General features: G+C 70.4%; 24 protein-coding genes. 9 read left to right on the forward strand and 15 right to left on the reverse strand.

Going from position 1 to position 24821, the window contains the following annotated elements; translation table 11 throughout:
• Nucleotides 1-2: 2 nt before the first annotated feature.
• Together AB1K54_RS10185 and AB1K54_RS10190 are read right to left on the reverse strand one after the other, a co-directional pair.
• A complete protein-coding gene (locus tag AB1K54_RS10185; RefSeq protein WP_371202632.1) occupies nt 3-1769 on the reverse strand; it encodes a MinD/ParA family protein in 1767 nt (588 codons plus the stop codon).
• Between the two features lie 48 nt (nt 1770-1817).
• Nucleotides 1818-5225 carry a pyruvate carboxylase gene (locus AB1K54_RS10190; RefSeq protein ID WP_371202633.1) on the reverse strand — a complete coding sequence of 1136 codons (3408 nt, stop codon included), beginning with the start codon at nt 5223-5225 and terminating at the stop codon, nt 1818-1820.
• A gap of 75 nt (nt 5226-5300) precedes the next feature.
• On the opposite strand from AB1K54_RS10190, the gene AB1K54_RS10195 reads away from it, so the two are divergent.
• A complete protein-coding gene (locus tag AB1K54_RS10195) occupies nt 5301-6113 on the forward strand; it encodes a ParA family protein (protein WP_371202634.1) in 813 nt (270 codons plus the stop codon).
• A gap of 111 nt (nt 6114-6224) precedes the next feature.
• On the opposite strand, the gene AB1K54_RS10200 is transcribed toward AB1K54_RS10195, so the two are convergent.
• The 3 genes from AB1K54_RS10200 to AB1K54_RS10210 all read right to left on the reverse strand — a co-directional run bounded on the left by AB1K54_RS10200 (nt 6225) and on the right by AB1K54_RS10210 (nt 8075).
• A complete protein-coding gene (locus AB1K54_RS10200) occupies nt 6225-6770 on the reverse strand; it encodes a MerR family transcriptional regulator (RefSeq protein ID WP_371202635.1) in 546 nt (181 codons plus the stop codon).
• Between the two features lie 106 nt (nt 6771-6876).
• Entirely contained in the window at nt 6877-7566 is a 690-nt protein-coding gene (locus AB1K54_RS10205; RefSeq protein WP_371202636.1) for a MerR family transcriptional regulator, read from the reverse strand.
• Nucleotides 7566-8075 (reverse strand): FHA domain-containing protein, encoded by a 510-nt coding sequence (locus tag AB1K54_RS10210; RefSeq protein ID WP_371202637.1) that lies wholly within the window; start codon nt 8073-8075, stop codon nt 7566-7568. Before AB1K54_RS10210 ends, AB1K54_RS10205 begins: the two co-directional genes overlap by 1 nt.
• Before the next feature lie 181 nt (nt 8076-8256).
• On the opposite strand from AB1K54_RS10210, the gene AB1K54_RS10215 reads away from it, so the two are divergent.
• On the forward strand, nt 8257-8601 hold the full coding sequence (locus AB1K54_RS10215; protein WP_371202638.1) for a hypothetical protein: 345 nt from the start codon (nt 8257-8259) through the stop codon (nt 8599-8601).
• A gap of 21 nt (nt 8602-8622) precedes the next feature.
• On the opposite strand, the gene AB1K54_RS10220 is transcribed toward AB1K54_RS10215, so the two are convergent.
• Nucleotides 8623-9018 carry a hypothetical protein gene (locus AB1K54_RS10220; RefSeq protein WP_371202639.1) on the reverse strand — a complete coding sequence of 132 codons (396 nt, stop codon included), beginning with the start codon at nt 9016-9018 and terminating at the stop codon, nt 8623-8625.
• A 106-nt stretch (nt 9019-9124) separates the two neighbouring features.
• Between AB1K54_RS10220 and AB1K54_RS10225 the strand changes: the two genes are divergently transcribed.
• Nucleotides 9125-9823, forward strand: coding sequence for a copper resistance protein CopC (locus AB1K54_RS10225; protein WP_371202640.1), 699 nt, complete (start codon nt 9125-9127; stop codon nt 9821-9823).
• Nucleotides 9824-9832: 9 nt separating this feature from the next.
• Nucleotides 9833-11233, forward strand: coding sequence for a dihydrolipoyl dehydrogenase (lpdA, locus tag AB1K54_RS10230; protein ID WP_371202641.1), 1401 nt, complete (start codon nt 9833-9835; stop codon nt 11231-11233).
• A gap of 138 nt (nt 11234-11371) precedes the next feature.
• Here the strand turns inward: lpdA and AB1K54_RS10235 are convergent, their stop codons facing one another.
• Together AB1K54_RS10235 and AB1K54_RS10240 are read right to left on the reverse strand one after the other, a co-directional pair.
• Nucleotides 11372-12001 (reverse strand): CYTH domain-containing protein, encoded by a 630-nt coding sequence (locus AB1K54_RS10235; RefSeq protein ID WP_371202642.1) that lies wholly within the window; start codon nt 11999-12001, stop codon nt 11372-11374.
• On the reverse strand, nt 12001-12228 hold the full coding sequence (locus AB1K54_RS10240) for a response regulator (protein WP_371202643.1): 228 nt from the start codon (nt 12226-12228) through the stop codon (nt 12001-12003). The genes AB1K54_RS10235 and AB1K54_RS10240 overlap by 1 nt, the downstream gene beginning before the upstream one ends.
• A gap of 44 nt (nt 12229-12272) precedes the next feature.
• On the opposite strand from AB1K54_RS10240, the gene AB1K54_RS10245 reads away from it, so the two are divergent.
• A complete protein-coding gene (locus AB1K54_RS10245; RefSeq protein WP_371202644.1) occupies nt 12273-13004 on the forward strand; it encodes a glutamine amidotransferase in 732 nt (243 codons plus the stop codon).
• A gap of 44 nt (nt 13005-13048) precedes the next feature.
• Here AB1K54_RS10245 and AB1K54_RS10250 read toward each other — a convergent pair whose 3' ends face one another.
• Nucleotides 13049-13951 carry an endonuclease domain-containing protein gene (locus tag AB1K54_RS10250; RefSeq protein ID WP_371202645.1) on the reverse strand — a complete coding sequence of 301 codons (903 nt, stop codon included), beginning with the start codon at nt 13949-13951 and terminating at the stop codon, nt 13049-13051.
• 370 nt (nt 13952-14321) lie between these two features.
• Nucleotides 14322-16838: a glycogen/starch/alpha-glucan phosphorylase gene (locus AB1K54_RS10255; RefSeq protein WP_371202646.1), complete on the reverse strand. Its 2517-nt coding sequence runs from the start codon at nt 16836-16838 to the stop codon at nt 14322-14324.
• A gap of 232 nt (nt 16839-17070) precedes the next feature.
• Here AB1K54_RS10255 and AB1K54_RS10260 point away from each other — a divergent pair, with 232 nt between their 5' ends.
• From AB1K54_RS10260 to panB, 3 genes are read left to right on the forward strand one after another with little or no spacing between them, the layout of a single operon-like run.
• Nucleotides 17071-17865 carry a DUF2520 domain-containing protein gene (locus tag AB1K54_RS10260; RefSeq protein WP_371202647.1) on the forward strand — a complete coding sequence of 265 codons (795 nt, stop codon included), beginning with the start codon at nt 17071-17073 and terminating at the stop codon, nt 17863-17865.
• On the forward strand, nt 17862-18716 hold the full coding sequence (gene panC / locus AB1K54_RS10265; protein ID WP_371202648.1) for a pantoate--beta-alanine ligase: 855 nt from the start codon (nt 17862-17864) through the stop codon (nt 18714-18716). The genes AB1K54_RS10260 and panC overlap by 4 nt, the downstream gene beginning before the upstream one ends.
• Nucleotides 18713-19582, forward strand: coding sequence for a 3-methyl-2-oxobutanoate hydroxymethyltransferase (gene panB, locus AB1K54_RS10270; protein ID WP_371202649.1), 870 nt, complete (start codon nt 18713-18715; stop codon nt 19580-19582). Before panC ends, panB begins: the two co-directional genes overlap by 4 nt.
• A gap of 42 nt (nt 19583-19624) precedes the next feature.
• Here panB and AB1K54_RS10275 read toward each other — a convergent pair whose 3' ends face one another.
• The 5 genes from AB1K54_RS10275 to AB1K54_RS10295 form a co-directional block, all read right to left on the reverse strand.
• Nucleotides 19625-20338, reverse strand: coding sequence for an NAD(P)H-hydrate epimerase (locus AB1K54_RS10275; RefSeq protein ID WP_371202650.1), 714 nt, complete (start codon nt 20336-20338; stop codon nt 19625-19627).
• On the reverse strand, nt 20331-21380 hold the full coding sequence (locus AB1K54_RS10280; RefSeq protein WP_371202651.1) for a YihY/virulence factor BrkB family protein: 1050 nt from the start codon (nt 21378-21380) through the stop codon (nt 20331-20333). The genes AB1K54_RS10275 and AB1K54_RS10280 overlap by 8 nt, the downstream gene beginning before the upstream one ends.
• Before the next feature lie 255 nt (nt 21381-21635).
• Nucleotides 21636-22475, reverse strand: a complete 840-nt coding sequence (locus AB1K54_RS10285; protein ID WP_371202652.1) for an A24 family peptidase — start codon at nt 22473-22475, stop codon at nt 21636-21638.
• A 158-nt stretch (nt 22476-22633) separates the two neighbouring features.
• Nucleotides 22634-22921, reverse strand: a complete 288-nt coding sequence (locus AB1K54_RS10290; RefSeq protein WP_371202653.1) for a DUF1905 domain-containing protein — start codon at nt 22919-22921, stop codon at nt 22634-22636.
• 241 nt (nt 22922-23162) lie between these two features.
• Nucleotides 23163-23996: a glycosyltransferase family 2 protein gene (locus AB1K54_RS10295; RefSeq protein ID WP_371202654.1), complete on the reverse strand. Its 834-nt coding sequence runs from the start codon at nt 23994-23996 to the stop codon at nt 23163-23165.
• A gap of 95 nt (nt 23997-24091) precedes the next feature.
• On the opposite strand from AB1K54_RS10295, the gene AB1K54_RS10300 reads away from it, so the two are divergent.
• Entirely contained in the window at nt 24092-24709 is a 618-nt protein-coding gene (locus tag AB1K54_RS10300) for a GNAT family N-acetyltransferase (RefSeq protein ID WP_371202655.1), read from the forward strand.
• Nucleotides 24710-24821 lie beyond the last annotated feature (112 nt).

The raw sequence follows: 24821 nt of genomic DNA on the forward strand, positions 1-24821 counted from the left end.
GATCAGGCCGCCACCGCGACCGAGCGCAGTCCCTCGACGACCGTCGCCGCGAGCTCGCGAGCGGCCTGGCGCGTGGCCGGGCTGAGGTCGCGGAAGGTGATCGCCGTGCCGGCCGCGATGTGCGCGTCGTACGGGATCTGCACAACGGCGCGCACACGCGAGCGGAAGTGCGCCTCGAGTTCGTCGGCGCGCACGAGGGGCGTGCCGGGACGGGCATGGTTGAGCACCACGACCGCGTTGCGCACGCGCTCGGCATAGCCGTTGGTCTCGAGCCAGGTGATGGTCTCAGAGGCCAGTCGCGCCTCGTCGACGCTGAGCCCGGCCACGATGACCAACTCGTCGGCCAGACCGAGGGTCGCGCCCATGACCGAGTGCACGATGCCCGTGCCGGTGTCGGTGAGCACGATCGAGTAGTAGTGCGCGGCGATCGATGCGACGTCTTGGTAGTCGCGATCGCTGAAGGCTTCCGAGACCCGCGGGTCGGTGTCGGACGCCAGCACGTCCAGCCGCGTCTCGTCGCGGGCCACGATGTTCGAGATGTCGGCGTAGCCCGCTACGTCGGCACGGGCGCGCACCAGGTCACGCACCGTGCGGCCGTGCACGCGCGCGATGCGATCGGCGAGCGTGCCGCGGTCGGGGTTGGCGTCCACCGCGATGATGCGGTCGTCGCGGGCATCGGCCAGCGCCATGCCCAGCAGCGTCGTCACGGTCGTCTTGCCGACGCCGCCCTTGCGTGAGAGCACGGGCACGAAGCGTGCGCCGCCGGTGAGAGGAGCCGCGATGCGGCGGTCGAGTTCTTTGCGCGCACGCGCGCGCTTGCTGTCGCCCAGGTTGATCCGCTTTCCCGAGATCGCGTACAGGAAGTGCTGCCATCCGCCCTCGGGCTCGGGCCGCACCACCAGGTGCGGGTCGAGCAGGCGGTCGGCGGTGAGCAGGTCGGCCGTCTCGCGGCCCTGATCCATCTCACCGAGCCGCTTCGAGGTCAGGGTGACCTCGGTGCGGGGGTAGTCGCGCTCCACCGCGAACGGACGGTGGTTTGCCTCCCACCGAGTCGCCGGAATCGAGCCGGTCGCCGTCGGGACCGGCTCTGCGTCGGCGCGAGGCTTCGTCTCTGCGCGGGGCGCGGCATCCGCTTCCGCCGTCTCGGCGGACTCGGCGGCAGCCGTCTCACCGCGGTCGCCGCGCGGGTGGGCCGCGATCGCGCCGGCGATCAGAGCGTCCAGGTCGGCCGTCTCGATCGTCGGCGACGGCTCCGCGCTCTCAGGCGTGACATCGGCTGCGGCATCCGCGGCGTTGTCAGGATCGCGCATGGTCTCATCCTCCGACTCCCCGACGGCAGAAACGTCGGCGGCACCAGCCTGTTCGACGTCCGCCGCGAGCGCAACGGTCACTTCTGGGGCGGGCTCGTTCGCTTCCCCCACGTGAGCGGTCTCCCGAACGTCCGACGGCAGCGGCCCGACGGCGCCGGTGTCGACGACCTCGGCCTCGACCACGTCGTCATCGATCACCGCGGCTGTGGCGATCGAGCCGGTCTCGACGATCTCGGCCACGGCGGTGTCGACGACCTCGACGCTGTACGCCTCGACGACCTCGTCGCCGATCACGTCCTCGTCGAGGTCGTCGTCGGCGTCGTCGATCGGCAGAGAGACCTCGACCTGCTCGGTCGAGCCGCCCAGGATCCCGAACCCTGTCGTGTCGATGCTTCCCGTGTCGGCCAGAACGCCGTTCACTGCTTCGTCGGGGGTCTGCTCGGGTTTGTCAGGCGTCACTGCGGATGTCTCCAGGCGTTCGGGCGCGGGCTCCCGCGCGCCTCCAGGCTAGCGGGCGGGGCGGATGACGACCAAAAGGTCTCCCGCATCCACCTGCTGCGTCGCCGAGATCGCCAGCCGCTCGACGACCCCGTCGACAGGCGCGGTGATCGCAGCCTCCATCTTCATCGCCTCGATCGAGGCGATGGGCTGACCCGCGGTGACGGTCGTGCCCACCTCGGTCTTGAGGGTGACCACGCCCGAGAACGGAGCGGCCACCTGGCCGGACTTCGACGTGTCGGCCTTCTCGGCGGCGACCTTGTCGACCTTGATCGAGCGGTCGCGCACGTACACGGGGCGCAGCTGTCCGTTCAGAGTCGTCATGACGGTGCGGATGCCGCTGGCGTCGGGTTCGCCGATCGCTTCGAGCCCGACGTAGAGCTGCACACCCGGATCGATCTCGGCGATGTGCTCCTCGCCCGGCTTGAGCCCGTAGAGGTAGTCGGGCGTGCCGAGTGCGGCCAGGTCGCCATATGCCTCGCGCAGCTGCTCGAACTGCTTGGTCGGCCCGGGGAACAACAGCCGGTTCAGCGCCGTGCGGCGCTCGGCCGCATCGCCGGCCAGAGCGGCCTGTTCGTCGACGGTGAGCGGCGGGATCTCGATCGACACCGTGCGCCCCTCGAGCACCTTCGAGCGGAAGGGCTCCGGCCAGCCGCCCGGCAGGTCGCCGAGCTCGCCCGCCATGAAGCCGACGACCGAGTCGGGGATGTCGTAGTTGCGGGGGTTCGCCTCGAAGTCGGCCGGATCGGCGCGCACCGCGACCAGCGCCAGGGCGAGGTCGCCGACGACCTTCGAGGACGGCGTCACCTTCGGGATGCGCCCGAGGATGCGGTCCGCCGCGGCGTACATGTCCTCGATGAGCTCGAAGTCGTCGGCCAGGCCCAGCGCGATCGCCTGCTGGCGCAGGTTGGAGAGCTGACCGCCCGGGATCTCATGGTGGTACACGCGTCCGGTCGGGGCGGGCAGACCCGACTCGAAGGGACGGTAGAGCTGACGCACCGCCTCCCAATAGGGCTCGAGGTCGCTCACGGCCTGCAGATCGAGGCCGGTGTCGCGGTCGGTGTGCGCGAGCGCCGCGACGAGCGCGGACAGCGAGGGCTGGCTCGTCGTGCCCGCAAGCGGAGCGGCCGCGGCATCCACCGCGTCGGCGCCCGCCGCACTCGCCGCCAGCAGCGTCGCCAGCTGCCCGCCCGCCGTGTCGTGCGTGTGCACGTGCACCGGCAGGTCGAAGCGCTCGCGGAGCGCCGCGACGAGCTTCGCCGCCGCGGCGGGGCGCAGCAGACCCGCCATGTCCTTGACGGCGAGGATGTGGGCGCCCGAGGCCACGATCTGCTCGGCCAGACGCAGGTAGTAGTCGAGCGTGTACAGCGGCTCGGCAGGGTTCAGCAGGTCGCCGGTGTAGCAGACGGCGACCTCGGCGACCGCGGTCCCGGTCTCGAGCACCGCCGAGATCGCCGGGCGCATCTGGTCGACGTCGTTGAGCGCGTCGAAGATGCGGAAGATGTCGATGCCGGTGGCGGCCGCCTCGCGCACGAACGCGTCGGTGACCGCGGTGGGGCGCGGCGTGTAGCCGACCGTGTTGCGCCCGCGCAGCAGCATCTGGATCGGGATGTTCGGCATCGCCGCGCGCAGGGCCTCGAGGCGCTCCCACGGGTCTTCGGCGAGGAAGCGCAGGGCCACGTCGTAGGTCGCCCCGCCCCACGCCTCGACCGACAGCAGCTGGGGGGTCATGCGCGACACGTGGGGGCCGACCCGCACGAGGTCACGCGTGCGCACGCGTGTGGCCAGCAGCGACTGGTGGGCGTCGCGGAAGGTCGTCTCGGTGACGGCGAGCGCGGTCTGCTCGCGCAGGGCGCGCGCGAACCCCTCGGGCCCGAGGGCGCGCAGGCGCTCGAGCGTGCCGGCGGGAGCGGGCGCGTTCAGATCGATCGCGGGCAGTTTGCTGCCGGGCGAGACCTGCAGCGGCTTCTCGCCGTAGGGCCGGTTCACCGTGACGTCGGCGAGCCAGTTGAGCAGCTTCGTCGCGCGGTCGCGCGAGGGGTGGCTGGTCAGCAGCTGCGGACGCTCGTCGATGAACGACGTGCTGAGGTCACCGGCGGCGAAGTCCGGGTCGTCGAGCACGGCACGCAAGAACGGGATGTTCGTCGCGACCCCGCGAATGCGGAACTCGGCGAGGGCGCGCTTGGCTCGCGCGACGGCTGCGGTGTAGTCGCGACCCCGGCAGGTGAGCTTGGCGAGCATCGAGTCGAAGTGCGGGCTGATCTGCGATCCCGCCGCGGTCGTTCCACCGTCCAGGCGGATTCCGGCGCCGCCGGGCGAACGGTAGGTCGTGATGCGCCCCGTGTCGGGACGGAACCCCTGCGAGGGATCTTCGGTCGTGATGCGGCATTGCAGCGCCGCGCCGCGCAGCGTGATGCGATCCTGCGTGAGGCGGAGCTCGTCGAGGGTCGCGCCCGCCGCGATGCGCATCTGCGCCTGCACGAGGTCGACGTCGGTGACCTCTTCGGTGACGGTGTGCTCGACCTGGATGCGCGGGTTCATCTCGATGAACACGTGCGTGCCCGCGCGCTCCCCCGCCGTGTCGACCAGGAATTCCACGGTCCCCGCGTTCACGTAGCCGATCGAGCGGGCGAAGGCGATCGCGTCGCGGTGGATGCGCGTGCGCAGGTCGTCGTCGAGGTTCGGGGCCGGTGCGATCTCGATCACCTTCTGGTGACGGCGCTGCACCGAGCAGTCTCGCTCGAACAGGTGCACCGTCTCGCCCGTGGCATCCGCCAGGATCTGCACCTCGATGTGACGCGGCCGCACCACCGCCTGCTCGAGGAACACCCGCGCGTCGCCGAACGCGGCACCCGCCTCACGCATCGCCTCGGCGACAGCCGGGGGCAGATCCGCCGGCGTCTCGACGCGGCGCATTCCGCGCCCGCCGCCGCCGGCGACCGCCTTCACGAAGATCGGGAACCCGATCCCCGGAGCCTGCGCGACGAGCGCGTCGACATCGTCGGAGGCCTCGGTCGACGCGAGCACCGGAACGCCCGCGGCGATCGCGTGCTCCTTCGCGGTGACCTTGTTGCCCGCCATCTCGAGAACGTCGGAGGTCGGCCCGATGAAGGTGATGCCGTTCTCGGCCGCGCGCTGTGCCAGCAGCGGGTTCTCGGAGAGGAATCCGTAGCCCGGGTAGATCGCATCGGCGCCCGATTTCAGCGCGACGCGGATGATCTCTTCGACGTCGAGATACGCACGCACGGGATGCCCCCGCTCGCCGATCTCATACGATTCGTCGGCCTTCTGGCGATGGATGGATCCGCGATCCTCGTACGGGTAGACCGCGACCGTGCGGGCCCCCAATTCGAACGCAGCCCGAAACGCGCGGATGGCGATCTCACCACGATTGGCAACAAGGATCTTCCGGAACATTCTCACCTCGCCTCTGAGGCCCCTCCCTGGGGGCTGAGTGTGCTCACAGCCTAGGGGACGGTAACGTAGGGCCTTGTGCACGTACTTTCCGTGAGCTCGCTCAAGGGTGGTGTCGGCAAGACCACCGTGACCCTCGGCCTCGCTTCGGCGGCCTTCGCCCGAGGAGTCCGCACTCTTGTCGTCGACCTCGACCCGCAGTCCGACGTCTCGACGGGAATGGACATCCAGGTCGCCGGCCGCCTCAATGTCGCCGACGTCCTGGCGAACCCGAAAGAGAAGGTGGTGCGCCAGGCGATCACCTCGAGCGGGTGGGCGAAGGTGCACCCGGGCACGATCGACGTGATGATCGGCAGCCCGTCGGCGATCAACTTCGACGGCCCGCATCCGAGCGTGCGCGATGTGTGGAAGCTCGAAGAGGCCCTCGCCACGATCGAGGCGGACTACGACCTCGTGCTGGTGGACTGCGCCCCGTCGCTGAACGCCCTCACCCGCACGGCCTGGGCGGCCTCGGACCGCGTGATCGTCGTCACCGAGCCTGGCCTGTTCTCGGTCGCCGCGGCCGACCGCGCGCTGCGCGCGATCGAAGAGATCCGCCGCGGCCTGTCACCCCGCCTGCAGCCCCTCGGAATCGTCGTCAACCGCGTGCGCCCCCAGTCGATCGAGCACCAGTTCCGCATCAAAGAGCTGCGCGACATGTTCGGTCCGCTCGTGCTCTCACCGCAGCTTCCCGAGCGCACGTCGCTGCAGCAGGCGCAGGGTGCGGCCAAGCCGCTGCACATCTGGCCGGGCGACTCCGCGCAGGAGCTCGCGGCCGACTTCGACGCGCTGCTGGATCGCGTCATGCGCACCGGGCGCATCCCGACGCCGGGCGAGGTGCGCGCACAGTAGGCGTGCGCGGTGGCGCGGGTGGCGGCATCCGCGCCCCGTGGCGACCGCGATGACGGATGCCGCGACCGAAGCGGCCTCGACGGTCTGCGCCCGAACCGCGACGGCCGCGGTTCAGGCGCTGCGCGCTGCGCGCCGCACCGCGAGCTCGTCGAGCACGGCGGCGGACTGCGGCTCGAACTCGATGAGCGTGGACTCGACCTCGCGCAGGACCTTGCCCACCGCGATCCCGAACACTCCCTGACCGCGGCTGACCAGGTCGATCACCTCGTCGTTCGACGTGCACAGGTAGACCGAAGCGCCGTCGCTCATGAGCGTCGTGCCGGTGAGATCGCGGATGCCGGCCGCCCGCAGCTGCTCGACGGCGGTGCGGATCTGCTGCAGCGAGATGCCGGTGTCGAGCAGGCGCTTGACGAGCTTGAGGACCAGGATGTCGCGAAAGCCGTACAGCCGCTGCGAACCCGACCCGCTCGCCCCGCGGACCGTCGGCTCGACCAGCTCGGTGCGGGCCCAGTAGTCGAGCTGGCGATAGGTGATGCCGGCTGCGCGGGCGGCGATGGCTCCGCGGTAGCCGACTTCGTCGTCCATCTGCGGAAGGCCGTCGGTGAAGAGGAGGTCGGTGTCGAACCGAGGCTCGTCTGCCGCTTCTGGAGCGGTCATACGCAATCCCCCCTCATGCAATGCGAATACGTCAACGCTAGATCAGCGATGGGCCTCGGGCAATGACATCCGGCGTGTGTCGCCGACCTCTCGCCCGGCAAGCGGTTCAGGACAGCAGGCGATCGATCGCCGAGCGGACGAACACCGCCCGCACCTCGTCGAGGCGCTTGGCCAGCTCCGGCGCGATCTCGTTCGCGCGGGCGCGGGAGGCGGCATCCGTCCGTCGCAGCTGCGGCGCCAGAGCCGACTCGATCAGGGCGACGTCGCGCTCGGCGCTCTGCTTGAGGGCGCGGACGTGGCGCGGCTCGATGCCGTGACGGTCGAGCGCCACGAGCGAGCGCATGATCGCGACGGACTGGTCCGAATACGCTTCTCCGCGCGGCAGCAGGCCGGTGCTGATCGCGTCGTTGAGCAGCTGGGGCGCCGCGCCGGCTGCCGACAGCAGCTCGTCGCGCTGGTAGCTGCGGCGGGCCGGCACGATCGACGGCGGCACCGTGGCGGACGAGGCCGGTTCACGGCCTGCGTCGAGGTCTTCGAGGTGCTCGCGGATGACGCTCAGCGGAAGGTAGTGGTCGCGCTGGAGGGTCAGCGCGAGGCGCAGTCGATCGAGGTCGGCCTGCGAGAACTTGCGATACCCGGACTCTGTGCGAAGCGGCGCCACGATGCCCTGCACTTCGAGGAAGCGCAGCTTGCTCGAAGTGAGCGAGGGAAACTCGGGCCCCAGCCGGGCGAGCACCTGGCCGATGCTCAGCAGACCCGTGGGCCCGGACGGCTCACGAGCGGTGGCGCCTGACATCACGCGTCCGCGGCCTGTGCCAGATCTGCCGGTGACACGAAGAAGTTGAGCCGGAACTTGCCGATGCGCACCTCGGACCCGTTGGTGAGCGTTCCGCGATCGACGCGCTCGCCGTTGAGGTAGGTGCCGTTGAGCGATCGCTGGTCGACGATCTCGAACGTCGTACCCGAGCGGGTCACTTCGGAATGCCGCCGCGAGACGGTGACGTCGTCGAAGAAGATGTCGGCCTCGGGATGGCGCCCGATCGTCGTGACGTCGCTGTCGAGCAGATAGCGAGCCCCGGCGGTGGGGCCGGAGCGCACGATGAGGATCGCGGCGGCGCTGGGCAGAGCGTCGATCGCGTCGAGTTCGGCGTCGCTCAGGTCGCTGCCGAACGGCACGAACGAGAGGTCGGAGTCGTGCCCGAAGGTCTGCGTCGTGTCGGTCGCGCGGTCGGCGGAACCGGATTCGGCGTCCCCTCCTGCGGCCCGTCGGATCTCGCTCGGCTCGGGGGTGCGATTGTCTTCCACGTGCTCCTCCTCTGAGCGCCCAGCCTAGCCGATCGGAACCGCGCCGAAAGAGGCACATCACCGCGCGTCCCGGCGCGTCGCGGCTCGCCGCCCCGTGTTTCGGCGTGTGTCGGCCGGCATCGCCCGACGCGGCGGCCCGGCTTAGTCTTGCCGCATCAGAACCGAGTGAGAGGACGCCGCCGTGTCGAGCCCGCACCCCCACCTTCCGCCCCTCCAGGTGCGTGAGCGTGCGGCGTGCATGTGCATCCGCGGCGGCGCCTGCTCGACCTTCGCGCCCGGTCACGCGCTGCACCTGATCCAGTCGCGCCTGGCATCGGCCACCCCGTCGGAGTGGGTCGACGCGATCGTCGAGGCGGCGGACGCCGCGGCCGGCACCCTCTCGCTGCGCACGCTCGAGGGCGCGCCGATCACCGTCTGGAGCGGAGCGGGTGCGGCCACCGACGTGGCCGTGGGCGCACCGGTCGCCCTCCACGGGCGCTACGACGTGCTCGCCGCCGGGAGTGCCCGGTTCAACGTGCTCCGCTGACGCGGATAAGGCGATCGCGGGTCAGCCGGCCATCGACGCGCGCATCGCCGTGCACGCCTCCATGCAGGCCTTGCACGCCTGAGCGCACATCCGGCAGACCTCGCTGTGGTCGGCGTGCTTCATGCACTCGTCCATGCAGTACCCGCACATCGCGATGCACGCGTCGAGCATGGCCATCATCGACGCGGGGTTCATCCCCTGCATGCGCAGCATCGCCCGCATCATCGTGTTGCACATGTCGGCGCAGTTCATGCACGCGGGCGCGCACGACATCAGCTGCATCGAACACACCATGCACGCCTGCTCGCAGGCCGAGCAGGCGTCCATACACGCCTGCATCAGGGACATGTCCATCGATTCCATGCCCGGCGTCGACATCATGTCCTTCGACATCATGTCCATCATCATGGAGTCCATTCCGCACCTCGATTCTTCGATCGTCGTGAGCGGGCAGGTCCACCCGCCTGAGGGCATGCTAGGACTCCGGCATCCGCAATCACAGCCCCCGACTAGGCTCGAAGTCGTGTCGTCACAGGAAATCAACACCGCACGAGTGACCGTTTCGGCCCGCTGGATCGGCGCGGTCCTGGCCTTCGCGATCGCCCTGGTCGCCTTCGTCGCGGGCGCCGAGCCCGCCGCGGCCCACGATGAGCTGATCTCGGCGACCCCCGCCGCCGACTCATCGGTCGAAGGCCTGCCCACAGAAGTGCGCCTCGCCTTCAGCGGGGTGCTGTCGGCCGAGCAGGGCGCGACCGAGGTCGCGGTGCTCGATGCGGCCGGCGCCTCGATCGCGTCAGGAGCGCCGGTCGTGCAGGACAACACGGTGACGCAGGCACTGGATGCCGCATCCGCCGCGACCGGAGTCGTCCAGGTGCTGTGGAAGGTCGTCTCCAGCGACGGCCACCCGATCTCTGGCGAGTACTCGTTCACGGTGACCGCCGCCCCGGCCCCGACGCCCACCGAGACCTCGACCGCCGAACCGGCGCCGACCGCCGAACCCGAGTCGCCCCAGCCCACCGAGACCGTGACGTCCGCCCCTGCGCCGGGCGAGGCCGCCTCGTCCTCGAACCCGTGGCCGTGGGTCATCGGGATCGTCGTGGCCGTCCTCGTGCTCGGCGCCGTCAGCTACCTCGTCGCCTCGCGCGTGCGCCGCGACAGGGCGCTCGACGGGCACGGTGCGAACGGCACGCAGACAGAATCCGACGGCCCCCGCGAACGCTAGGCTTGAGGCATGCCTCACTACGACGTCGCCATTCTTGGCGCGGGTCCGGGCGGCTATGTCGCCGCGGTCCGCGCAGCGCAGCTCGGCCTCACGGTCGCGATCATCGAAGAGAAGTACTGGGGTGGCGTCTGCCTCAACGTGGGGTGCATCCCTTCGAAGGCGCTCCTGAAGAACGCTGATCTGGCGCACCAGGTGCTTCACAAGGCCGACCTGTTCGGCATCACCGGCGACGTGCAGTTCGACTTCGGCGTCGCCTGGGACCGCAGCCGCAAGGTGGCCGAGACGCACGTCAAGGGCATCCACTACCTGATGAAGAAGAACGCGGTCACCGAGTACGAGGGCCGCGGCACGTTCACCGACGCGAACACCATCGTCGTGACCAAGGCCGACGGGTCCACCGAGACCGTCACCTTCGACAACGCGATCATCGCGACCGGCTCGAAGGTGCGCCTCCTGCCGGGGGTGCAGCTCGGCGGCAACGTCGTCACGTACGAAGAGCAGATCCTCACCCGCGACAAGCCCGGGTCGATCGTGATCGTCGGGGCCGGCGCGATCGGCATGGAGTTCGCGTTCGTGTTGGTCAACTACGGCGTGAAGGTCACGATCATCGAGTTCCTCGACCGGGCCCTGCCCAACGAAGACGAAGAGGTCTCGAAAGAGATCGCCCGCCAGTACAAGAAGTACGGAGTCGACATCCTCGTGGCGACCAAGGTCGACACCGTCACCGACCATGGCGACCACGTCACCGTCACCTACACCGACAACAAGTCCGGCGCGGCCGGCTCGATCGACGCCGACAAGGTCATGATGTCGATCGGCTTCGCACCCAACGTCGAGGGCTTCGGCCTCGAGAACACGGGCGTGAAGCTCACCGACCGCGGCGCGATCGAGATCGACGACTACATGCGCACGAACGTGCCGCACATCTACGCGATCGGCGACGTCACCGCCAAGCTGCAGCTCGCGCACGTCGCCGAGGCGCAGGGCGTCGTGGCCGCCGAGACGATCGGCAAGGCCGAGACCCAGACGCTCGGCGACTACCGCATGATGCCGCGCGCGACGTTCTGCTCGCCGCAGGTCGCGTCGTTCGGCCTCACCGAGCAGCAGGCGCGCGACGCCGGCTACGACGTCAAGGTCGCGAAGTTCCCGTTCTCGGCCAACGGCAAGGCCAACGGCCTGGGCGAGCCGGTCGGCTTCGTCAAACTCATCGCCGACGCCGAGCACCTCGAACTGCTCGGCGGCCACCTGATCGGCCCCGACGTGTCCGAGCTGCTTCCCGAGTTGACGCTCGCGCAGAAGTGGGACCTCACGGCCCTCGAGGCGGCGCGCAACGTGCACACGCACCCGACGCTGTCCGAGGCGCTGCAAGAGGGCTTCCACGGTCTCGTGGGCCACATGATCAACCTTTGACGCGGGGCGGATCAATGCTGCGCAGCAGCGCTGATGCGGCCCGGGTCAAGATCGAGTAGCGCGCGCAGCGCGCGTATCGAGATCCTGCCCTACCGAACGAGAGCGCCCCGGGTTCGCCGGGGCGCTTGCTCGTGCGCGTCAGTGGCCGAGCGCGCGGGCGAGCTTGGAATCGGATGCCGCTGCCCGGCCACCGGCCGCCAGGGCGGCCTTCTCGACGGCGGCGAAGAACGCCGCTCGACCCGCCGCATCCGCCGGGGCGGAGGGTGCCAGCTCGATCTCCCACTCCCGCCAGGACTGCTCGACCCCGCGCCGTTCGTCGCGCGTGGTGACGTGGTCGTCGGCGAACTCGGCCACCACTCCCCCGGCCTGAGACAGCAGGTACCAGACCGTGCGCGAGTTGCGGATCCGCGCGAGCGGCAGGAACGGGGCTTGCGTCACCGAGGCCAGCTCTGCGCGCGCGGCATCGGGCACCCGGTCCGCCTCGCCGAGCGGCCAGTGCAGTTCGACGCGACCGCCGTCGGCGCCGCGGGGGCCTTTGATGTGCCAGCCTTCGTCGGGGCCGCCGGTTCGCCGGCGCAGCGCGTACCCGGCGCGCGCGAGCGCCGCGTCGTCGGTGTCGAGGTAGACGGCGTCGAGCTCGCGCGGCTCGGGGTCACCCACGCGGGCGACGCCGGGAAGCGCCGACCAGTCCGGCAGCGGCGTGTCATCGTCGACGTCGAACTTGAGCTCGATCTCGACCGACCGCGTCGGCTCGTCGGCTGCGGTCATCAGGCGTCGCGGCCGTCGGGGTCGGGGTTGATGTCCTCGGTCGCCTCGACGAACCAGAACTCGGCCGTGGTCGGGCCGTCGTGGTCACCGGTGTTCTCGGGCGCCCCTGTGCGGCGATAGATGATCTGTCCTTCGCCGTAGGGTGCGATGAACTTGTCGAGATCAGCCTGTTCCAGGGGCAGCACCTGCCCGTCGAGCGGTCCGCCGTGAAGTCGTGCGATCGTCATTGCTCCTCCTGTCGCCAAGGCTATCGCCCATAGACTCTCCCGCGATGAGGCCATTCGTGTTGCTTGCGACTCGCGGCGAAGACATCCCCGCCGACGAGGAGTACGACCTGTTCCTGAGGTACGGCGGGCTCGGCGATCACGAACTGCTGCGCGTGCGCCTCGAGGCGGGCCCGATGCCGACGATCGACCTGCACGCGATCTCGGGCATCTTCGTCGGCGGCGGTCCGTTCAACCACTCCGATCCGCCCGAGAAGAAGTCGGCAGTCCAGGTGCGCGTCGAGGCCGAGTTCCGGATGCTGCTGGACGAGGTGGTCGCGCGGGACTTCCCCTTCCTCGGCGCGTGCTACGGCGTCGGCACGATCGGCATCCACCAGGGCGGGGTCGTGGACGCCACCTACCGCGAGCCGGTGAGCGTCATCGAGGTCGATCTCACCGCGGCGGGGGCATCCGACCCTCTGCTGCGGGGTGTGCCGCCGCGCTTCGCCGCGTTCGTCGGCCACAAAGAGGCGGTGACGGTGCTGCCTGCATCTGCGACCCTGCTCGCGACGGGCGACGGATGCCCCGTCCAGATGTTCCGCGTCGGCGCGAACGTCTACGCGACGCAGTTCCACCCCGAGCTCGACGTCGATGGGATCGCCTCGCGCATCCACGCGTACGCCGACCACGGCTATTTCGCCTCGGACGAGCTGGAACCCACCCTCGATGCCGTGCGACGGCTTCCCGTCATGCACACCGGCGCGATCCTGCAGAACTTCGTCGAGCGCTACGCGCGGTAGCGCCGGCCTGCAGAACTCCTCCATTCCGTCATCCGTCGCCGACCTCAGCCCTCCAGGAGTGCCAGCAGCCGCCGATTGGAGGAGTTCTGCGACGCACCGCGCGGCGGCCCGGGGTTCTGGAGTATCCGCTTCAGCATGCGAAGGACGTCCTCCGGCCGGTAGAGGATGTCCTCGGCGAGAGGCCGGATCGTGGTGAAGCCGAGCGCCGCGGCTGCCAGGTCTCGTCGCCGGTCCCGCTTCTGGCTGTCCCAGCCCTCATGATGGGCTTTGCTGTCGCACTCGATGATGAGCCATCCGTCGACGACGAAGTCGACCCGTCCCACCTCGGGGATCGAGACCTGGATGTCGACGCGGCAGCCGAGGCCGCGCAGCATCAACCGCATGATCGTCTCGGGTCCGGATTCGCTCCGACGCTCGAGCAGGCCGCGGATTCGCGCGTACCGACGAGGCAGCAGCCGGAAGACGGCTGCGATCCCCCGCTCATCCACCAGCCCGTGGTGCCACGCGCTGTCGAGGGTGGCTATCGCGAGGCGCGGCGGCTGGCAACGGCAGGCCTGCACCAGTGCCTCGACGAGGTCGGCGGCGAGCGCCGTTCGAGAGCACTCCGACACGCGCCAGTGAGCGACGATGCCGCTTCGCCGGGGAGGAAGGCGGCTCGCGCCCCGCTCGATCTGGACGTGCAGCCGTTCGTCGGAGTGCACGAAGACGCCGATGCTCCGCAGGAGCGAAACGCAGTCGAGGCGTCCGCCGAGCGTGCCGGCTCTGAGAAGCTCGGGGTGCGTGTCGATGGGTGCATATCGGCCGTTTCGGATCCTCAGCAGGAGGCCTCGGCGGACGAGCGTCGACACGCCGTGGCGACTCAGCCCGCGATCGGTCAGGTTCCGCGGAGTGAGGAAGGCGGCGGGCAGGATCTGTGCGGCCAGACGGCGCGGTTTCGGTGGAGTCACCCTCCGACTGCACTCCATTCGCCGGGTCTGCGCGGCGCGCAAGGGCCGACCTGTGGACGGTTGCGGCCGATGGGGCGACGGGGAGGAGAGGTCGCGGTCGGCAGAACTCCTTCGATCCGGCGCACGCCAGCGGCTTCCGCCCCCCATTCGGGGCCGGGCGCGCGCGGATTGAAGGAGTTCTGCAGGCGCCGCCGATGGCGCGCCGGCGGCGACGCGCTTCGGGCTCGGCGGGAGTCCGGGCTGCGAAACTCCTCCGATCCGACGCGGGTCGCTGGTTCACAGCCCGCTCCCGGGGCAACCCGGGCCGGAATGGAGGAGTTCTGCAGACGCGAGTCGGCGGCGGACCCGCGGCAGGCGACCCGCGGCCGGCTCAGCGCAGGGGCTGGGCGTGCCAGATGCGGTCGATGTAGTCGCGGATCGAGCGGTCGGACGAGAAGAACCCGGTGCGGGCCACATTGAGGATCGACATGCGGGTCCAGCCGTCCTGATCGGCGTATGCCTCGTCGACGCGCGCCTGCGCGGCGATGTACGAGGTGTAGTCGGCGAGCACCATGAACCGGTCGTCGTTCAGCAGGTTCGACACGATCGGCTCGAACACGGTCTTGTCTCCCCGCGAGAACGCGCCGGACGCGATGAGGCCCAGGGCCGAGCTCAGCTCAGGGTCGGCGCCGGCGAACTCGGCCGGCTTGTAGCCCTTCGCCCACAGCGCCATGACCTCGGGTTCGGTCAGGCCGAACAGGAAGAAGTTGTCGTCGCCGACGAGCTGGCGGATCTCGACGTTCGCGCCGTCGTCGGTGCCGATCGTGAGGGCGCCGTTGAGCGCGAACTTCATGTTGCCGGTGCCGGAGGCCTCTTTGCCGGCGAGCGAGATCTGCTCCGAGAGGTCGGCGGCGGGGATGACGCGCTCGGCGAGGGTGACGTTGTAGTTCGGCGGGAACAGCACCTTGAGGCGGCCCTCGACGCGCGGGTCGGTGTTGACGACCTCGCCGACGGCGTTGATGAGGTGGATGATGCGCTTGGCCATCGCGTACCCGGGCGCGGCTTTCGCGCCGAAGATGAAGGTGCGCGGGGTGATGGCCGATGCCGGCACCCGGCCCGACACGATGCGGTCGTACAGCGTCACGATGTGCAGCACCTTGAGCATCTGCCGCTTGTACTCGTGAAGGCGCTTGACCATGACGTCGAGCAGGTGGCTTTCGTCGAGGACCATGCCGTCACGCGCGAGCAGCACCTCGGCGAGGCGCTGCTTGTTGTGCGCCTTGACGGCGGCGAACTGTTCACGGAACTCGGGGTCGTCGGCGTACGCCTCGAGCCCGCGCAGGCGCTCGAGGTCGACGGTCCACCCCGCGCCGAGCGACTCGCTGAACAGGGTGGCGAGGTCGGGGTTCGCCAGACGGATGAAGCGCCTGGGCGTGACGCCGTTGGTGACGTTCGTGAACTTTTCGGGCATCATATCGGCGAACTCGTGCAGCAGCTGGTCGCGCAGAAGCTGCGAGTGCAACTCGGCCACGCCGTTGACCTTGGAGCCGGCGACCGTGGCGAGGTAGGCCATGCGCACCGCGCGGTAGGGCTGCTCGGCGATGATCGACATGCTGCGGACGCGGTCGGGGTCGCCTGGGAACCGCTCCCGCACCTGGTCGAGGAACTCGTCGTTGATGCGGAAGATGATCTCGAGGTGCCGCGGCAGGAGCCGCCCGATCAGGTCGACGGGCCACACCTCGAGGGCCTCGGGAAGCAGCGTGTGGCAGGTGTACGCGAAGCACTTCTGGGTGATCGCCCACGCGGCATCCCAGGTCATCTTGCGCTCGTCGACGAGCACGCGCATGAGCTCGGGAACGGCGATGACGGGGTGGGTGTCATTGAGCTGGAAGATCACGCGCTCGTCGAGAGTGTCGAGCGGGTAGTCCGGGGCGAGCACGTTCTCGAGGAAGTCGCCGATCGACGCGGCGACGAAGAAGTACTGCTGCTGCAGGCGCAGCTCCTTGCCCTGCGGGGTCGAGTCTTCGGGGTAGAGCACCTTGGAGATGTTCTCGGCGAACGTCTGGGCGCGCACGGCCTCTTCGTAGTCGCCCGAGTTGAACACGCGCAGGTCGAAGCGGTTGGTCGCGACCGAGCGCCACAGGCGGAGGGTGTTGACGCGGCCGTTGTGGTAACCCGGCACCATGTAGTTGTAGGGCACGGCCAGCACGTCCCAGCTGTGCACCCAGCGCGAGCGCGTCTGGCCGTCGGTGTCGACGTATGTCTCGGTGTGGCCGCCGAAGCGGATGGTCTGGGATGCCTCGGGGTGCGGCATCTCCCACGGCGAGCCCATCGACAGCCACGAGTCGGGCTGCTCGGACTGCTGCCCGTCGACGAAGGTCTGGCGGAAGATGCCGTACTCGTAGCGGATGCCGTACCCGATGCTCGGGATGCTCATCGTCGCGAGCGAGTCGATGAAACACGCGGCCAGGCGCCCGAGGCCGCCGTTGCCGAGGCCGGGCTCGACTTCGAGCTCGCGCAGCTCTTCGAGGTCGAGGCCGCACTGCGCCATCGACTCGGAAGCCACGTCGAACAGGCGCGAAGCGAGCAAGTTGTTGTCGAGCTGGCGACCGAGGAGGTACTCGGCCGACAGGTAGCACACGCCCTTGGCCTGCGTCTCGTGCTGCAGCCGCTGATCGTCGAGCCAGCGGGCCATGAGGTAGTCGCGCACGGTGAGCGCGAGTGCGAAGTACTGGTCGTTCTTGCTCGACGACGACAGGGCGACTCCCCGGTCGAAGTTCAGGTTCTGGAGGAACCTGCGCACGAACCCGGTGACGGATGCCGGCGGGGCGCTGACCGGTGCGATGGCCAGGGGGTGCGTCGCGTCGCGCGGGTGGGTCGGGTCGGAGAATGCAGTGTGATCTTCCACGGTTACGACCGTACCGATTCATCCTGCGGGTTTGGTGCGCTCAGCCCCGTGAACCCCTACGTTTTACACGCCGTTGATCAGCCGGGATGCCCCACGAAACCCGCGCCTTCGCCCCCCGCGCCGGACCTGACCGCGCGGAGGGCGCACACGGGAGTGCGAAGCTCCCGCTCTGCGGCGCGGTAGCGTGGAGGGTCGCGTTCCGCGACGTCACGCACCTCTGCTTCACGCCGACATGTCCGACTCCGCTGCACCTCGCCCCACCGCACCGCTGCCACGACCGATCGGCGGGGCGGTCCTGGTCGTCGGCGCGGGACGCCTGGGCACGGCCGTCGCCGCACGGCTGCGCGAGGCGGGGGTCGGCGTCGACGGACCGGTCGGGCGCGGAGCGACGGGCGACGGCTTCCACGTCGTGCTGCTGGCCGTGCCCGACGCCGCGATCACCGAGGCGGCGCGACTCATCGCCCCAGGCCCCGTCGTCGGCCACCTCTCGGGCGCGACCGGCCTCTCAGCCCTCGGCACCCGCGACGCGTTCAGCCTGCACCCGCTCATGACCGTCGCACGAGCGGATGCCTCGTTCCGGGGCATCCCCGCGGCGATCGCCGGCTCGACTGAGCGGGCGCAGTCCGTGGCGATCACCCTTGCGCACGCCCTGGGCATGACCGTGTTCGAGGTCGCCGAGGCCGACCGCGCCGCATACCACGCGGCCGCATCGATCGCGTCAAACTTCGTCGTGACGCTCGAGGAGGTCGCAGCCGAGTTGGCGGCGACCTGCGGTGTGCCGCGCGAGGCTCTCGTGCCGCTCGTGCGAGCGACCGTCGACAACTGGGCCGAGCGCGGTGCCAGCGCCTTGACCGGGCCGATCGTGCGCGGCGACGACGAGACCGTCGCACGCCAGCGCGCGGCCGTCGCCGACCGCATGCCCGTCCGGCTCGCACTGTTCGACGCGCTCACCGCCGCCACCCGCGAGGTGGCCGCGCGCCCGCCGCGCACCGAACACGCACTGCACGCCGAGGGAGCACTGGGATGAGGACCGTCCGCACCGTCGCGGAACTGCGCGCGCTGCTGAAGCCCGCGCGCCCCGGCAGCATCGGCTTCGTGCCGACGATGGGCGCCCTGCACGAGGGCCACCTCTCGCTCCTGCGCGCCGCGCGAGGCGGAAACGACACCGTCGTGCTCTCGATCTTCGTCAACCCCACGCAGTTCACCGAGGCATCCGATCTCGTGGCCTACCCGCGCGACGAAGCCCGCGACCTCGCGCTCGCCGAGACCGAGGGCGTCGACGTCGTGTTCGCGCCGGATGCGGCCGAGATGTATCCCGACGGCTTCGCCACCACCGTCAGCGTGCGCGGCACGATCGCCGAGTCGCTCGAGGGCGCGCACCGCGGGCGCGCGCACTTCGACGGCGTCGCGACGGTCGTCACGAAGCTGCTGCTGGCGGTGCTCCCCGACGTCGCGTACTTCGGCGCAAAGGACGCACAGCAGGTCGTGGTGGTGCGCCGCGCGGTCGCCGACCTCGGCCTCCCCGTGCGGATCGAGGTGTGCCCGACCTCGCGCGACCACGACGGGCTGGCCCGTTCGAGTCGCAACACGCGCCTGAGCGCGCTCGAACGGACGCGTGCGCTCGCGATCCCGCGGGCGCTGAAGGCGGTGCAGGATGCCGCGGCCGAGGGTGTCGTCGACGCCGACGCCCTGCGGGAGCGGGCACTCGACGGGCTGCCGGGCGACGGGCTTGCCTTCGAGTACGTCGCGATCGTCGACCCGCTCACGTTCGAGCAGGTCGAGACCGTCGAGCGCGAAGCGATCGTCGCCGTCGCGGCCCGCGTCGGCGACGTGCGCCTGATCGACAACATACGCATCGAGCCAGGAGGCAGACGATGACCCGCGCGAAGACGACGATCCCCCGCCTGGGCGAGATGAAGGCGAAGGGCGAGCCGATCGTCATGGTGACGGCGTACGACTACCCGTCGGCACGCGCCGCCGAACGCGCCGAGGTCGACGTCGTGCTGGTCGGCGACTCCGGCGCACAGGTCGTGCTGGGCTACGACTCGACCGTGCAGGTCACCCTCGACGAGATGCTGACCCTCGCGCGCGCGGTGCGGCGGGGCATCCGTCATCCGCTCATCGTGTGCGACGTCCCGTTCGGCTCGACCGAGATCTCCAACGAGCAGGCGGTCGCGACGGCGCTGCGCTTCGTCAAAGAAGCCGGCGCCGATGCCGTGAAGCTCGAGGGCGGCGGACCCGCGCGCCTCAGCCGAATCCGCGCGGTCGTCGACGCCGGTGTGCCGGTCGTCGCGCACGTCGGTCTCACACCGCAGACGGCGGTCGCGCTGGGCGGGTTGCGCGCGCAGGGGCGGACGGCGCAGTCCGCGGCCCGCTTCGTGCGCAAGGCGCTCGCGGTGCAGGATGCCGGAGCCTTCGCCGTCGTCGTCGAGGCGGTGCCGAGCGAGGTCGTCGCGGTCGCGCTTCCCCTGCTGCACATCCCCGTCATCGGCATCGGGGCTGGCCCCGCCGACGGCCAGGTGCTCGTCTTCCACGACCTGCTCGGCATCACCGAGGGCCGCACGGCCGCCTTCGTCAAGCGCTTCGCCGCCGTCGGCGACGCGCAGGTCGCCGGCGTCGCCGCGTACGCCGACGAGGTGCGCCGCGGGGTCTTTCCGGCGCACGAGCACCAGTACAGCGCGGGTGCCGACGCCGTCGAGGCGGCCCGCTCCGCGCTCGACGCCGAGGCGCCGCCGCAGGACTGACGACCTCGTTCGGCACGTGACGCGGACTCCGCTCCCCGCGTCTCAGGTCAACGGGCCGGCGGCGGGCGCGACGATCACCCGGTCGACGGATACCACCGCCCGCATGTCATCGCGCGCGAGACCCGGGCCCAGCCCCAGGTCGACCAGCACGAGCTCGCCGCACAGCTCGGGGCCGCGCCCGCCGACGAGCCCGGCCTTGACGGCGCCGAAGGTCACCGTCACCGACGCCGGAAGCACGACGTCGTCGCCGGTGGCGCCGGTGTCGGGCTGCAGTCCACTCGGCAGGTCGACCGCGATCACGCGCGTCGCGCCGGCGCGTGCCGCCGGCAGCAGCGCCTCGACGACCTCGCGCGCCGCGCCGCGCAGGCTCGGGTCGGCCGACGTGCCGATGCCGAGGATCCCGTCGAGCACGAGATCGGGAACAGACGCCGCCGCCTCGCTCACCGGAACCACGCGCGCACCGGCGGCCTGCGCGGCGGCCAGCCCTTCGGCGTGCCCGGAGCCGCCCGTGAGCACGATGACGACCTCGACGTGCCCGGCGCCGCCGCGCAGCAGGTGGGAGGCGGCGAACAGCGCATCCCCGCCGTTATCCCCGCGGCCTGCGAGCACGAGCACGCGATGCCCGCCCGCGAGCTGCTCGGACGCGACGCCCGCCAGCGCCGCCGACGCGCGCGCCATGAGCGGCTCGCCCGCCGCGAGCAGCGGCAGTTCGGCTGCGCGCACCTCGGCGGCGGTGTAGACCGGGACCTCAGGCATCCGCTCGCTCCTTCGCCGCGTCCTTCGCGGCCTTCTGCCCGGCGCCCGTGCGCTCTTTCCGCTCTGCGTCGCGGGCGAGGTCGAGCTCGGCGGTGGCGACGGCGACGGCGTCCTCGGCGCGCCTGACGCGGCGCTGCGCGAACGTGCCGGCGCCGTACTTCGCGCGCATGCGGTCGGTCGCCTCGGCGACGCCGACGACGATGTAGGCGCTCGCCAGCAGGATGACCTGGGCTGACAGGTTGAACCACAGCAGCAGCGCGATGAGCGACGCGAACGACGCGAGCAGGGGGTTGGTCGCCGCACCGCGCACGAACAGTCCGGACAGCTGCTGCAGCACCGTCAGGCCCACGGCGCCCAGCAGAGCCCCGCTCCACAGGGACCGCACGGGGATCCGCCGCATGCCCGACAGCAGCCGGAACAGCGCCGCGATCACGACCGTGTCGAGCGCGAACACGACCAGAGCGGCAAGCCCCCGCGCGGCGATCTCGATGAGCGGATGCCCCGGCGCCAGCCCGAGCCAGTCGGCGACGGACTCGAGCCCGACGGTGCCGTAGAACGTGATCGCCGCTGACAGCCCCACCGCCGCGCCGAAGCCCAGCGCGATCGCCAGGTTGCGCAGGATCGCCCACCACCAGTCCAGGTCGTCGGCCACCTTGTCGGCGAGCACGTGCAGGGCCGCGCGCAGCGATCCGATCGCACCGATCGCCGCGCCGACGAGTCCGATGAACGACAGCACGCCCGCGAGGGTGAGACCGTACGGCACCGTGATCTCGGCGGTGTCGATGAGGCCGTCGTCTCCGACGAGCCCCGGGATGGCGGCATCCACCGTATCGATCAGCGTCTGCCACGCGACCGGGTTGCCCGCCAGCCACAGGCCGGCCATCGAGAAGCCCAGAAGGACGCCCGCGAAGACGCTGAACAGGGCGCGGTAGGTGATCGAGCCCGCCCACGCCGGCCCGCGATGCTCGGTGTAGTGCAGGAGCGTGCGAACGAGCTTGAGGGTCAGCGCCCACGCGATGATCCGCTGAATCAAGGCCGGCATGCGTCAAAGGTAACGGTGACGGATGCCGCGCCGAGCGCCCTTGCGTGCGGGGGCGCATCTGCGGCGCGCGCGCCGAGTCGCCGACGGCTTGCGAGCCCCGACGTGGCCGGGCAACGGCAGTTCACCAACGACACGAGGGCGGGCGCAGGGCCCATGGTCACCTCGACGGCGCGAACCGCCTCTTCGGCGATCTCGCACCCGGCGATGGTCTTGGCCGCCATGTCAGTGACGCTCGCTCCTGTCATGACCCCTATGTCATGAGCCATAGAGACCTCCGTAGAATCGGCCGACGATCTCGCCGGTGATGATGCCGGTCCAGGCGCCCGCGAGCATCCAGGGGCCGAAGGGGATCGCGGTGCGACGGCTCGCTTTGCGGCTCGCCAGCAGGACGACGCCGTAGACCCCGCCGAGAAGGAACGCCGCGAATGCTCCGACGGCGAGCGCCGCCCACCCGACCCACCCGAGGTAGAGACCGACGACGCCGGCGAGCTTGACATCGCCGCCGCCCATCCCGTCGGGCCGCACGAGACGCAGTACGAAGTAGAAGACGTACATCGCCGCCATGCCGATCCCGGCGCGCAGCAGACCCCACCAGTCCGCGCCGAGCACGCAGGCCAGCGCCAACAGCACCGCCGCAACGGGGTAGCTCGGCAGCACGATCGCGTTCAGCAGGCGATGCGTGTCGAGGTCGATGAGGGTCAGCACGATGCTGATGGCGGCGAAGTAGAGGAAAGCGACGATGACGGCAGCGAGGCTCCACGCCCCGGTCCCGGTCGGTGAGCGGGTCGAACCGTCGCCGGCAACGAAGAACCACGTCACGCCCGCGAACGCCACCCCTGTGATCGCCTCGATGATCGGATACCGCGCCGAGATCGACGCATGGCAGTTCGCACAGCGACCCCGCAGAGCCAGCCACGAAACCACGGGAACGCTCTGCCACCACCGCACCGGGGCATCGCAGTGCGGGCAGCGGCTCTCGCGCATGAGCGAGACGCCCGCCGGCACGCGGTACGCGACGACATAAAGGAACGAGCCGATCACGAGACCGAACAGGCCCGTGACGACGATGAGGTAGATCAGGCCAGAGGTGAGCACATTCAATCTTCCGTCTGAGAGAGCATCACTCCCACCCGCACGAAGCCCTCCTCATGCTCGCCCAGCCGTCTCACCGATATCGAGCGATGCGTGCGGATGCGGCGCCGTCGCGCTCGGCCGGGCCTGGCTCGGCCGGGTCGCGCCAGGCGCAGGCTCAGTCAACCGTCTCGATCCGCACGACGCACACATCCCCCAGTTCCAGGCCCTCGGCATCGCGCACCGCCTTCTTCAGCGGCAGCGAGTACGTGTCGCCCCCCCGGAAAGATCGACGTCGACCACTGCGTCGCCCCGATGCGAGCACGCACGCGCACCGAGCCGAAACCTCGCGGCACGCGCGGAATCTCGCGGATGTCGGCGCTCAGCTCTGCGGGCACCGTGACGAACAGCCATCCGTCGTCGGCGCGCACCTGCCACCGCCAGATCTCGGACTCGAACTCGAACCACATGACGGTCATGCTAACGACGGCGTCCGACACTCGCCGTGCCGGGTGAGATGCCAGTGAGGTGTCGGCGGCATCGGCCAACAGCTTCGAGCTCACCGTCGCCTCCGGCTGCATGACGCCGTACTTCGAGCGCCGTCACCCGTCATGCCCGGCGCGAGTTCGCCGGAGTCGACTCAAAGCCTGAAACAGTCGCTGTCTCCGTCTCCGTCGAGGTGCCCAAGCGGAAGCAACGACTGCCGTTGTCTCAGCGCCCGGCGGCGGCGGCCCAGCCGTCGTCGTCGCGCCAGGCCTCGGCATCGGCCGTCCACGACTCGACCGGCTCGGGCGTCCACACCGCCGTCGCGCTGCGCTGCTCGGCATTGCGATACCAGCGCGTTCCCTCGGGCCAGCTCGTCGCGAAAGTCGGCACGACGCGCCACACGCGCTTCCACAGCCCACGCTGCGTCACCAGCGGGCGCGACGAGACCGGCATGCGCAGCTGCGGGTCGTACCGCACCCCGTCGGACGCGCGCAGCCGGATCGACAGGTCGAGGTCGTCGTGGATGCGCGCGTTCGTGCGATCGACGCGGTCGCGCACGCGCTGCCACACGGCCGCGCGCATCGCGAAGTTCGAGCCGAACACCAGCGGGATGCCGAGGAACTTCTTGATCCAGTAGTGGCCGCCGCCGATGTACCAGTGGTCGCCGAGGTAGTGAACGAGCGGGGTCGATCCGTAGAACTCCGAGCCGCCGGTGAGCACCCCCAGCGTCGGGTCGGCCACGAAGGCCCGCACCAGCCGCGCGATCCAGTCCGGGTGCGGGCGGGAATCGGCGTCGAGCCTCGCGATCAGGTCGGTGCCCTCCATCGCCTCGTCGTAGCCGCGAGCCGCAGCGGGCCACACACCCACGAGCGGCTCGTCGATGACCTCGGCGCCGAAGCGGCGGGCGACGGATGCCGAGGCATCCGTGCTGCCGTTGTCGACGACGATCACGCGGTCGGCGGGATGCGTCTGCACCGCGAGAGCCTTCAGGCACTCCTCGAGGAAGTCCGCATCGTCACGACACGGGACGACGACCGTGACGCGCATCTGGAGGGGCACCCGTTCACCATACTCCCGTTGCCCAGGGCGAAACGGGCGGCGCGCTCGCCCCTCGCGGGAGCCTTCGGCAACAGCCGCCGGTGTACCGTGACGCTATGCGCGAACTGCCTTCCGACCAGCCTATTCCGGGCCAGAGCGCGCTGCGCGTCGTGCCCGCGAACGAGGCGTCGTGGGACGACATGCAGGCGATTCTCACCGGAACCGCCGGCCGGTGCCAGTGCGAGAGGCAGCGCCTCGGCGACCACGATTGGTGGCATATGCCCGAGCGCGAGAGGGGCGACCTCTTGCGGGCCGAAACGCACTGCGGCGACCCGCGCGCGACCGAGACGATCGGCATCGTCGCCTACCTCGGCGACGAGCCGGCCGGCTGGTGCGCGGTCGACCGCCGCAGCGTGTACGGACGTCTGCGCGGCTCGCCGGTGCCGTGGAAGGATCGGCCCCACGAGCGCAAGGACGACGACACCGTGTGGGCGATCGCATGCCTCGTCGTGCGCAAGGGCTTGCGCCACCGGCACCTCACCTACGACCTCGTCGCCGCGGCCGTCGACCACGCCCGCGCGCGGCGCGGCCGCCGTCGAGGGTTACCCGCTCGTCACCGGCGGCAAGGAGGTCATCTGGGACGAGATGAGCGTCGGCGCCGTCGGCCCGTTCGTCGCCGCAGGATTTCAGGAGGTCTCGCATCCGACCAAGCGCCGCCTGGTGATGCGGCTTGAGCTCTGACCCGGGCAGGCGAACGCTCCTAGCTCACGGCGTGCTCTCCGGCGATGATGCGCGCCACGTGCTCCCCTATGAGGACCGCGGTGGCGAACGGGCCCCGCGACGGCA

The organism is Microbacterium sp. BWT-B31, assembly GCF_041379855.1.
Lineage (GTDB): Bacteria > Actinomycetota > Actinomycetes > Actinomycetales > Microbacteriaceae > Microbacterium.

What these genes read in the sequence shown, in the direction of transcription:
- lpdA (WP_371202641.1), top strand. Translation starts at nt 9,833, where the DNA reads ATGCCTCACTACGACGTCGCCATTCTTGGCGCGGGTCCGGGCGGCTAT.
- AB1K54_RS10190 (WP_371202633.1), bottom strand. Translation starts at nt 5,225, where the DNA reads ATGTTCCGGAAGATCCTTGTTGCCAATCGTGGTGAGATCGCCATCCGC.
- AB1K54_RS10235 (WP_371202642.1), bottom strand. Translation starts at nt 12,001, where the DNA reads ATGACCGCAGCCGACGAGCCGACGCGGTCGGTCGAGATCGAGCTCAAG.
- AB1K54_RS10275 (WP_371202650.1), bottom strand. Translation starts at nt 20,338, where the DNA reads ATGCCTGAGGTCCCGGTCTACACCGCCGCCGAGGTGCGCGCAGCCGAA.
- panC (WP_371202648.1), top strand. Translation starts at nt 17,862, where the DNA reads ATGAGGACCGTCCGCACCGTCGCGGAACTGCGCGCGCTGCTGAAGCCC.
- AB1K54_RS10200 (WP_371202635.1), bottom strand. Translation starts at nt 6,770, where the DNA reads ATGACCGCTCCAGAAGCGGCAGACGAGCCTCGGTTCGACACCGACCTC.
- AB1K54_RS10245 (WP_371202644.1), top strand. Translation starts at nt 12,273, where the DNA reads ATGAGGCCATTCGTGTTGCTTGCGACTCGCGGCGAAGACATCCCCGCC.
- AB1K54_RS10220 (WP_371202639.1), bottom strand. Translation starts at nt 9,018, where the DNA reads ATGGACTCCATGATGATGGACATGATGTCGAAGGACATGATGTCGACG.
- AB1K54_RS10300 (WP_371202655.1), top strand. Translation starts at nt 24,092, where the DNA reads ATGCGCGAACTGCCTTCCGACCAGCCTATTCCGGGCCAGAGCGCGCTG.
- AB1K54_RS10290 (WP_371202653.1), bottom strand. Translation starts at nt 22,921, where the DNA reads ATGTGGTTCGAGTTCGAGTCCGAGATCTGGCGGTGGCAGGTGCGCGCC.
- AB1K54_RS10205 (WP_371202636.1), bottom strand. Translation starts at nt 7,566, where the DNA reads ATGTCAGGCGCCACCGCTCGTGAGCCGTCCGGGCCCACGGGTCTGCTG.
- AB1K54_RS10240 (WP_371202643.1), bottom strand. Translation starts at nt 12,228, where the DNA reads ATGACGATCGCACGACTTCACGGCGGACCGCTCGACGGGCAGGTGCTG.
- panB (WP_371202649.1), top strand. Translation starts at nt 18,713, where the DNA reads ATGACCCGCGCGAAGACGACGATCCCCCGCCTGGGCGAGATGAAGGCG.
- AB1K54_RS10260 (WP_371202647.1), top strand. Translation starts at nt 17,071, where the DNA reads ATGTCCGACTCCGCTGCACCTCGCCCCACCGCACCGCTGCCACGACCG.
- AB1K54_RS10280 (WP_371202651.1), bottom strand. Translation starts at nt 21,380, where the DNA reads ATGCCGGCCTTGATTCAGCGGATCATCGCGTGGGCGCTGACCCTCAAG.